We start from the raw sequence: 9,410 nt of genomic DNA, 5'->3' as shown, positions 1-9,410 counted from the left end.
CTTTTGATCCAAGCAATGCTATCGGGGGGGCGCCCTCAGGGCTGGCCAGGCTTGAGCCGCACGAACAGTGCTTCGGCTTCGGCCAGCAGGGTGTCGCCGTCCCTTAACCGGCCCGACACGAAAATCTTTCGGCCCTCGTCCCGGTCGATTCCCGCGTCGATCTGCAGTTCCTTTTCGATCGGGACGATGTGCCGGTAATCGATCTTGAGGTACGCGGTGCGCTGGCGACGGCTGCCGGTGAGCAGCACCCCCGTCAGCCCGAGCACGGTGTCGAACAGCATCCCCAGAGACCCGCCGTGCACGGCGCCGTTGCGGCCCAAGTGAAACCGCGCGAACCGGGCCCACCCGGCGACCCGGCCATCCTCGGTTTTGTGGGCCGAAAGCGGGACGGTCAGGATGTTGCCGCGCATCGGCAGGTCCATCCGCCGGCCCGACGGCGACGCCCACTCGTCCGCGTCGAACGGGCTGAGCAATTCCGAGACCTTGTCCAACATGTCGGCGGCCTGGGTGATCACCTCGTCGGGCGCGTCGACGGCGCGGGCGTGGTCCTGCAGCTTGCGCACCGCGTCGATGAAGCGGCCGTAGTCCGGGCCGCCCTTGGTCGTCGGTTCGGGCGGGTTGAATCCACCGCCCGGGTGTTTGTGGGCCACCAGGACACCGTAGGACACCGTATGAGGTGCTCTAGGCCCCTAGCCGTCCTGGCCGTCGGCGCCGTGGGCGCCCGTGCTGCCGTCGATGCCCGAGGAGCCGAGAAGGCTGGACCCATTGCCGCCCGCGCCGCCCTTCCCTAATCCACCACCCCCGCCGCCGGCGCCGCCCGTGCCGCCGGCGCCGGCGGTTCCGTTGGTACCCGGGCGACCCATTAGCGACCCGCCGGCGCCGCCGGCGCCACCGAGCGCGCTGCCGCCGCCGTCCCCACCGGTGCCGCCCATGCCGCCGCTGCCGCCGTTGCCGCCGTCGCCGCCGAAGCCCTGATGGCCGACCACGGCGATGCCGGCGCCACCGTCGCCGCCTTTGCCGGCCGTGCCGCCCACGCCACCACCGCCGCCCGCGCCGCCGGAGCCCGCTGCGCCGCCGTGTCCGCCGTCGCCGATGGCGCCGGCCGCACCGCCGTGACCGCCCTGCCCTCCGAAGCCGCCGGCGCCGCCACTACCGCCCATGCCGCCGTCGCCACCAAAGTTGCCGGTCCCGCCCGCCCCGTTGCCGCCGCCGTTGCTAACGCCGGACCCGCCGCCGCCGCCGTTGCCGCCCTGACCCCCGGCGGCACCCGCGCCGCCCGCGCCGCCCGTGCCGCCGGCACCGCCGGCGCCGCCGCTGCCGACGAACAATCCGCCGTGACCGCCGCTGCCGCCCGTGCCGCCGGTACCGCCGCTACCGCCGGATGCGCCGGTCCAACCTATTCCGCCGGATCCACCGGGACCGCCCAGCGCAGCACCGTTGGAAGCACTACCGTTGCCGCCGACACCGCCGTTGCCGCCCGCACCGCCGGGCGCGGCGCCGATCGTCCCGTTGCCGCCCCCACCCCCGGCGGCAAGGCCCGCACCGCCGATCACCGACGCACCGCCGCCGTCTCCGCCGGCGCCGCCGTTGCCACCGAAACCGCCTGTCCCGCCCTGCGCGCCGAATGCGGTCCCGTTGCCAATGACCAGCGCGCCGCCGCCCGCCCCGCCCGCGCCGCCCGTGGTGCCGAGTCCGCCGACGGCGCCGTCGCCGCCGTTGCCGCCGATGGCATCGGCGTTACTCGAGTCTTGTGTGACACCCACACTCCCGGTGGCCGCCGCGCCGTTGAGGAGGGGGTTGACACCGTTGGCCCCGGCCAGGCCGGTGCCACCCTGCCCGCCGGCGCCGCCGCTACCGAACAGGACGGCGTCACCGCCGTTGCCGCCCGACCCGGGATTGCCGCCGTTGATGCCCGACGTGGCGGCGCCGCCCTGTCCGCCGACACCGCCGTTGCCGAACAGCCGTCCGCCGTTGCCGCCGTTGCCGCCGGAAGCCCCCGCGCCGCCCGCTCCGCCGGCCCCGCCGTTGCCGATCAACCCGGCGTTGCCGCCGTCGCCGCCCGCCTGGCCGGCGACGCCGTCCCCGCCCTTGCCGCCGTTGCCGTACAGCAACCCTCCGGGTCCGCCGGCCTGACCGGGCCCGCCGTTGGTGCCGTTGCCGATCAGCGGGCGACCCACCAATGCTTGCGTGGGCCCATTGATCGCGGCGAGGGCGCCCTGCGCGACGTTGGCTGCCTCGGTCTGAACGTAGGCGCCGGCACCCGCGTACAGCGCCTGCACAAACTGCGCATGAAACGCCGCTGCTTGCGCGCTGACCTGCTGATACGCCTGCCCATGCCCGCCGAAGAACGCCGCGACGGCCGCCGACACTTCGTCGGCCCCGGCCGCCAGCACGGTCGTCGTGCGGCCCGCCGCCGCCGCGTCGGCGGCGCTCAGCGCCGAGCCGATGGTTTGCAGATCAGTCGCCGCCGCGGCCAAAAAATCCGGCGCCGCTATCACGAAGGACATCGTGGCCTCCCGCCATTCGGCCGTCAGTTAGCAAAGCTCAGCCGATACCGATTCTGGCAGAACCAGGGCGATTCGGCGGGGTCAATTTTTTTGCCACAGCACGCGACGCCGCTAGCCGTGCTGGCCGGGGGAGCCGTTGCCGCCGAAGGTGCTACCGCCGCCGGCACCGCCACCGGCGCCGGCGCTGCCACCCTTGCCGCCGCTGTTGGCGTGAATACCGCCATTGGCGCCCGAGCCGCCGGTCCCGCCGTTGGCAGCGCTGCCGCCGGCGCTGCCGTTGCTGCCAACGCCCGGGTCGACGTTGACGACGCCGCCGCCCCCACCACCGCCGTCGACGCCCAGCCCGCCCAATCCCCCGGACCCGCCGCCGGCCACGACGACGGGATTCGAGGCGTTGGCACCGCCGCCGGCGCCGCCGGTGCCGCCGAATACGTTGGCCGCGCCGCCCGCACCGCCGCCGCCACCACCACCTCCGGTGGCGGCCGACTGCTGGGCGGAACCGCCCGCGCCGCCGCCACCGCCGCCGCCACCGATGCCGCCGGTCGCGCCGCCGGCCGCGGCGCCGAAACCACCGCTTCCCCCGCCGCCGCCTGAGCCGACGGCCCCGCTGACGGTCGGGGTCTGGGCGGCGCCGCCGGTCCCGCCGGATCCGCCCGCTCCGCCGGAGTTGCCGGTGCCGCCGCTGCCCGTGCCGGTGCCGGCGTTGCCGCCGGTACCTCCGGCGCCGCCGCCACCGCCACCGCCACCGAGAATCTCGCTGTTGAAGTTGGTGGCCAAGTTGGCGCCACCGTTGCCGCCGTTGCCGCCGCCGCCGCCGGCGCCGCCGTTGCCATTGGTTCCGCCGCCGGGCGTGCCGCCACCGGCACCGCCGGCCCCGCCTTTGCCGCCGTCGCCGCCCTGACCGCCGGAGCTGCCGTCGGCACCGCTTGCGGCGGCGCCGACGCCGCCGTCGCCACCCGTGCCGCCGCCACCGCCGTTGCCCGCCTTACCGCCGGCCCCACCCGCGCTGCCGCCCTTGCCGCCGGCGCCGCCAGTGCCGCCGCTAAAGCCGTCCGCACCGGCCGTGGCCCCCGCGGCTCCGGTCGCACCGCTACCGCCGTGGCCGCCATTGCCGCCGGTGCCCGCATGACCCGCGATCCCCGCGGCGCCCAGCCCGGCGCCCGCCGCACCACCGGCCCCGGCGTCACCGCCGTTACCGCCGGCGCCGCCCGCCTGCCCGACCCCCGCGCCCGTGGCACCGGCGTGACCGGCCCCGCCGCCCCCGCCATTGCCACCCACACCGCCATTGCCGTTGGTGCCGCCCGCCCCCGCGCTGCCGCCCTGGCCGCCGTGTCCACCCGCGCCACCGCTAAAGCCGCCGCCGCCGTTGACGAAGCCCGGGGAGCCGCTGCCGCCGTTGCCGCCGACGCCGCCGTTACCGCCCACACCGTCATGACCCGCGATACCCGCGGCGCCGGTACCCGCGCCGGCCGCGCCACCGGCGCCGGCATTGCCGCCGCTGCCGCCGTTGCCGCCGGCCTGCCCGGCGCCGAGGATGCCCGTCGAACCGTCGGTGCCGTGGCCGCCCACACCGCCGTTGCCGCCCACACCGCCATTGCCGTTGGTGCCGCCGGCACCCGCGCTGCCACCTTGGCCGCCGACGCCGCCCGCACCGCCGGCAAACCCGTTCGTGCCGGGGAGGTCACCGAGGCCTCCTCCGCTTCCGCCGTCACCACCCCCGCCGCCCTGACCGCCCACGCCCGCGGAGCCCGACGCCCCGTGCGCCCCAAGGCCACCCCCGGCCCCGCCGCCCGCCACCCCAACGTCCCACCAATTGCCGCCACCATTCCGCCCCCCGCCCCCTGGTTGGCCCCACCGACCATCCCGCCCCCCACCCTCCTCGAACACGCCGTGGACGCCTGCCGCACCGCCCCCGCCGTTACCGCCGGCCCCGCCGTGACCGCCCACACCGTGCAGCGAGAACAGCTGCCGATTGACCCCGCCGTCGCCGCCGTTGCCGCCGGCCCCGCCGACGTTCCCGCCGAATCCGCCGCTGTCACCACCGGCGCCGCCGATCCCGCCGTTACCGCCGGTCCCCCACCGCCGCCGATCAGCCCGTTGGCGCCGCCAGCCCGCCATTGCCGCCCGCCCCGCCATCGACGAAGACGCCCTTCCCGCCGCCACCGCCGGCGCCGCCGGCACCCCCAGCGCCCCACAGGCCCGCCGCCCCGCCGGCCCCGCCGTTACCGCCAGCCCCGCCGGCAAAGCCGGTCTGGCTGTAGCCGGCGCCGCCGTTACCGCCGTTGCCGATCAACCACCCGCCGGCCCCGCCGGCAAAACCGTCGGGATGCGCCGCCGTGCCCGGCGCGCCATCGGCACCGTTGACGAATAGCGAACGGCCCGTGAGCAACTCAACGGGTGAGAAGATCCCGAAGGGCTGGGCGGCATCGACCAGCGCGGTCAGCGGGTCGGACACCGACGCAGCGTTGGCCGCCTCGGCGGCCGAATACCACGCCCGGCTGGTGCTCAACGCCCGCACGAACTGCTGGTGAAACAGCCCGGCCCGCGCACTGAGCGCCTGGTAGGCCCGCGCGTGTCCGCCGAACAGCGCCGCGACGGCCGCGGACACCTCGTCCGCGCCCGCCGCCAGCACACTCGTCGTCGGGACGGTCGCCGCCTCGTTGGCCGCGTCAAGTACGGAGCCGACGCGCTCCAAATCCGTGGTCGCTGCGCTTAAAAACTCCGGCACCGCAAATACGAAGGACATCACGCCTCCTGACACCCGGCACGACCCACCCCGCCCATAGCAAAGCCCGGCATAGCAGCATTGCGGCAGCATGCTTTGACTTTCATGTGATTTTCATATCTTCGCCGGGCCACGGTAAAAGTGTGCGCCGCCGCGTCGGGCGCGCCTATCGGGAAATTTCCCTATCTTTGCCGCTCGAGCGGCATCGCCCCTACTTGGCCCCGGCGGCGGCCAGCGTTTCGAATTCGTCGTCGCTGAGCGTGATCTCGGCCGCGGCGACGTTCTCCTCCAGGTGCGCCACCTTCGACGTGCCCGGGATCGGCAGCATCACCGGCGAGCGCTTCAGCAACCACGCCAACGCCAGCTGCCCCGCCGACGCCTGGTGCTCGGCGGCGATGCGTTGCAGCGGGCTGTCCGGCGCCGACAGTGGCCCGCCACCCAGCGGGAACCACGGGATGAACCCGACGCCGTGATCGGTGGCGTAGTCCAGCAGCGGCTCGGACTTGCGCGCCGACAGGTTGTACATGTTCTGCACCGACACGATCTCGGTGATCTGTTGGGCCGCCTTGAGCTGATCGACGTCGATCTCGGACAGGCCGATGTGGCGGATCTTGCCTTCGTTCTTGAGGGTCAGCAGCTCGCCGACCTGGTCAGCCAGCGGGAAGTCGGGGTCGATGCGGTGCAGCTGGAACAGGTCGATCGTCTCGACACCCAGGCGCCGCAGGCTCATCTCGAGCTCCTGGCGCAGGTAGCTGGGGTTGCCCAGCGGGATCCAGATATCGGGACCGGTCCGCAACAGCCCCGCCTTGGTCGCGATCACCAGCCCGTCATAGGGATACAGCGCCTCGCGGATGATGTCCTCGGAGATGTAGGGGCCGTAGGAGTCCGCGGTGTCGATGAAATTCACACCCAATTCGACGGCGCGGCGCAACACCCGCACGCATTCGTCTCGGTCGGCGGGCGGGCCCCACACGCCCTGGCCGGTCAGCCGCATCGCGCCGAAGCCGAGTCGGTTGACGGTCAGGTCGCCGCCGAGAGTGAACGTGCCGGATGCCGAGGCGAGCGTCTGTGTGGTCACTTCTACGACCGTACGCACGCGACGGCGGCCCCGCATGTCGGCGTGGCAAGCTGGGTGAGTGGATCTAGAAGCGCTCCAGGAGCTTCCGCTCACCTACCCGGAGGTGGGCGCCACCGCGTCCGGCGATCTGCCCGCCGGATACCAGCACCTGGCGACGTCGGCCCAGATCGGCACGGGCAGAACACGTTTCGAGCAAGCGGCCGACGCGGTCATGCACTGGGGCATGCAGCGCGGGTCGGGGCTGCGGGTGCAGGCCAGCTCCGAGGTCGTCGAGGTCTCGGCGGTGGTGCGGGTCACGATGATGGGATTTCTGCGGGCGCCGTGCCGCGTCGTGTACGTCGTCGACGAGCCCGATATCCGCGGCTTCGCCTACGGCACCCTGCCGGGCCACCCGGAGTCCGGCGAGGAACGGTTCGTGGTGCGCTACGACCCGAAAACCTCGGCGGTGTTCGCGGAAGTGACGGCGTTCTCCCGGCCGGGGGCCTGGTGGAGCAAGGCCGGCGGCCCATTCGTCGTGATGGCCCAGCGCATCATCGCCAGGCGCTATCTGCGCGCGGTGTGAGTCAGCGGGGGCCGACGCTTCCGCTGTGCACGCCCTGCGCGAGCCGCCCGAGCGCGACGGCACCCACGAGCAGACCGAAGTCGCGCAGCGCGACGTCGAAAAAGCCCGGCCCCGTGACCAGGTTGAGAATGATCCCCGCCAGCCACGCCACGATCACCCAGGCGCCGATTCGCGGTGCGATCGCCACCAGCACGCCGGCCGCGATCTCGATCACCCCGACGACATACATGCACTGGTCGGCGCTACCCGGAATCAGATCGGCGATCCAGCCGGCCAGATACATGCTCCAGTGATGGGGATGGGTCGGCAGGTTGAAGAATTTGTCCAAGCCCATCACGATCGGCGCGATGGTGAAAACGGTCCGAAGCACGACGTAGGCCGAGTAGGCGGGATCCTTCAACTGGTCCGCCAGGGCGGGGGCGGGCGCGGCTTGCTTGGTGCTCATGGCATCCTCCATTTCTAACAGAAAGTAATTTGAACGTTAGATTGTGTAGACTGTACCGTCAAGCATTTTGTCCGTTAGAAAGCCGCTGATTGTGGATGGCATGGACTCGTTCGCGCACAACGCCGCGGGCATCGGTGCGCTCGCCGATCCGGTACGCCACCGGCTTTATCAATTCGTATGCGCCCAGCCGGCGCCGGTGAGCCGCGACCAGGCTGCCGACGCCGTCGGAATCGCACACCACCAGGCGAAGTTCCACCTGGACCGACTGACGGCCGAGGGGCTGCTGGAAACCGACTACGCCCGGCTGACCGGCCGCTCGGGCCCCGGCGCGGGACGGACCTCAAAGCTGTATCGCAGGGCCGGCCGCGACATCGCCGTCAGCCTGCCGCACCGGGAGTACGAACTGGCGGGACGGCTGATGGCCACGGCCATCGCCGAGTCCGCCAGCACCGGGCAGCCCGTCGTCGAGCGGCTCAACCAGGCCGCCCGTGACTACGGCCAGCGGATCGGCACAGCCGAGCGTCCGCCCGCAGACGCCGCCGCGGCGCTCGAGCTGACGGTCAGGATATTGCGCAACCACGGGTATGAGCCGCGGCACTGCGATGACGAAGTCCAGCTCGCGAACTGCCCGTTCCACGCCCTGGCCCAGGAACAGACCGAGTTGGCCTGCAACATGAACCACGCGTTGGTCAGCGGCGTGGCCGACGCGCTGGCGCCGCACGGCCCGGACGCACGGCTGTGCCCCGGGCCGGATCGGTGTTGCGTGGTGCTCAAGCGCGGCGACTAGGTCCACCGGGCGAGCAAGCGTTCGGCGCCCGAGCACATCGCCTCGATGACCTCGCCGACCGACGCGGCGTCGCTGATCATCCCGACAGCCTCACCCGCAGTGACGGGGGCGACCCGGCGGTCATCGGCGGCGATCGAGGCCGCCAGCTCCTCTCGGGCCGGTCGGTCGGCGGCGAGCGTGTCCTCCCTACCAGTCCAGCGTTCGACGAAGTCGTTGGTCAGCACCCGCGACGGGTACTGCGCCGGCCAGGGGCGCTCCTGGGCGACGTCGAAGACCCGGGTGACCCGGGTGTCGGTGGCACGGGCCGCGATCAGGGCCCGGCGGCTGCCGTCGCCGGTCAGGGCCTCCGGGCAGGCCGCCAGGCGGGTGCCCACCCAGGCTCCGCTGGCGCCCGCGGCCAGCACCGCGGCCAGGCTTCGGGCCGAGGCGATTCCGCCGCCGGCGAGCACGGGGACCGAGACGGCATCCAACACGGTGTCCAGCAGCGGCAGCATCGCGAGCTTCACCTCACCGTGTCCGCCGCCTTCGGAGCCGCGCGCGACCAGGATGTCGACGCCCTCGTCCACCGCCTGACGGGCCCCCAGGCTGTCGTATACCTGTGTGACGGTGGGGATTCCGGCGTCGCGCGCCCTGCCGACCCAGGACCAGTCGGTGGAGAAGCTGACCGACAGCAGGGCCGGCCCGGCGGCCAAAGCCTCCTCCAGCAGCCCCGGCTCCTTGCGCATTACCCAGTCGACGAGGCCGACCCCGAACCTCCCGCGCACGTGCCCCAGCTCGGTTTGGAGCAGCTCCCTGGTCGCGACGCTTCCCATGCCGACCATGCCCAGACCGCCGGCAGCGGTGACCGCGGCGGCCAGCCGGCCCCCGGCCACCCCACCCATCGGCGCGTTGACGATCGGCACCCGCAGGCCGAAGCTCCTCGACCACGGGGTGGCAAGCGCCACTAGTGAGTGGCCCCCGGCTGAGACTTCAGCACGGTCAGCATGACCACCGAATCCTGGACCGCGTGCAGGGCGTGGCGCTCGGGCGGAATGGCGACGTAGTCGCCGGTCTTGCCGTCCCAGCTGTCGGCGCCGGCGGTCAGACGCACGTGGCCCTGCAGGACCTGCAGCGTTGCCTCGCCCGGGCTGTCATGTTCGGACAAATCGTGTCCGGCCAGCAGTGCCAGCACGGTCTGACGCAGTTCATGGGTGTGGCCCCCGTGGACGGTGTGGGCGGCCCGGCCGCTGTGCGACTGCCGCGCTTCGGCCAACTTCTCGGACGCGAGGCTGGTAAGCGAAATGGAGTCCATCGACGATTCCTGTCC

The 9,410-nt window shown here is 73.1% G+C and carries 8 protein-coding genes and 1 pseudogene; 2 read left to right on the top strand and 7 right to left on the bottom strand.

The window, feature by feature from the left end; translation table 11 throughout:
* Positions 1-35 precede the first annotated feature (35 nt).
* From G6N66_RS10015 to G6N66_RS10000, 4 genes and pseudogenes are all read right to left on the bottom strand, one after another.
* On the bottom strand, positions 36-653 hold the full coding sequence (locus tag G6N66_RS10015) for a PaaI family thioesterase (protein WP_179968342.1): 618 nt from the start codon (positions 651-653) through the stop codon (positions 36-38).
* 36 nt (positions 654-689) lie between these two features.
* Positions 690-2,507, bottom strand: coding sequence for a PE family protein (locus G6N66_RS10010; protein ID WP_085233682.1), 1,818 nt, complete (start codon positions 2,505-2,507; stop codon positions 690-692).
* A 111-nt stretch (positions 2,508-2,618) separates the two neighbouring features.
* Positions 2,619-5,253, bottom strand: a pseudogene (locus G6N66_RS30000) (PE family protein).
* Positions 5,254-5,443: 190 nt separating this feature from the next.
* Positions 5,444-6,346: an aldo/keto reductase gene (locus G6N66_RS10000; RefSeq protein WP_085231579.1), complete on the bottom strand. Its 903-nt coding sequence runs from the start codon at positions 6,344-6,346 to the stop codon at positions 5,444-5,446.
* Between the two features lie 22 nt (positions 6,347-6,368).
* Here G6N66_RS10000 and G6N66_RS09995 point away from each other — a divergent pair, with 22 nt between their 5' ends.
* Entirely contained in the window at positions 6,369-6,872 is a 504-nt protein-coding gene (locus G6N66_RS09995) for a DUF1990 family protein (protein WP_085231580.1), read from the top strand.
* Position 6,873: 1 nt separating this feature from the next.
* Here G6N66_RS09995 and G6N66_RS09990 read toward each other — a convergent pair whose 3' ends face one another.
* Positions 6,874-7,317 (bottom strand): Rv2617c family stress response/phage resistance protein, encoded by a 444-nt coding sequence (locus G6N66_RS09990; RefSeq protein ID WP_085231695.1) that lies wholly within the window; start codon positions 7,315-7,317, stop codon positions 6,874-6,876.
* A gap of 100 nt (positions 7,318-7,417) precedes the next feature.
* Between G6N66_RS09990 and G6N66_RS09985 the strand changes: the two genes are divergently transcribed.
* Positions 7,418-8,104, top strand: coding sequence for a helix-turn-helix transcriptional regulator (locus G6N66_RS09985; protein WP_085231581.1), 687 nt, complete (start codon positions 7,418-7,420; stop codon positions 8,102-8,104).
* On the opposite strand, the gene G6N66_RS09980 is transcribed toward G6N66_RS09985, so the two are convergent.
* Both G6N66_RS09980 and G6N66_RS09975 read right to left on the bottom strand, forming a co-directional pair.
* Complete coding sequence (locus tag G6N66_RS09980) at positions 8,101-8,985, bottom strand: NAD(P)H-dependent flavin oxidoreductase (protein WP_085231696.1); 885 nt, start codon at positions 8,983-8,985, stop codon at positions 8,101-8,103. The two genes, G6N66_RS09985 and G6N66_RS09980, sit on opposite strands and share 4 nt — an antisense overlap.
* A gap of 62 nt (positions 8,986-9,047) precedes the next feature.
* A complete protein-coding gene (locus G6N66_RS09975) occupies positions 9,048-9,395 on the bottom strand; it encodes a cupin domain-containing protein (protein WP_085231582.1) in 348 nt (115 codons plus the stop codon).
* Positions 9,396-9,410: the final 15 nt, after the last annotated feature.

This window comes from Mycobacterium conspicuum, assembly GCF_010730195.1.
Taxonomy (GTDB): domain Bacteria; phylum Actinomycetota; class Actinomycetes; order Mycobacteriales; family Mycobacteriaceae; genus Mycobacterium; species Mycobacterium conspicuum.
This window is presented reverse-complemented; position numbering and strand designations above follow the sequence as displayed.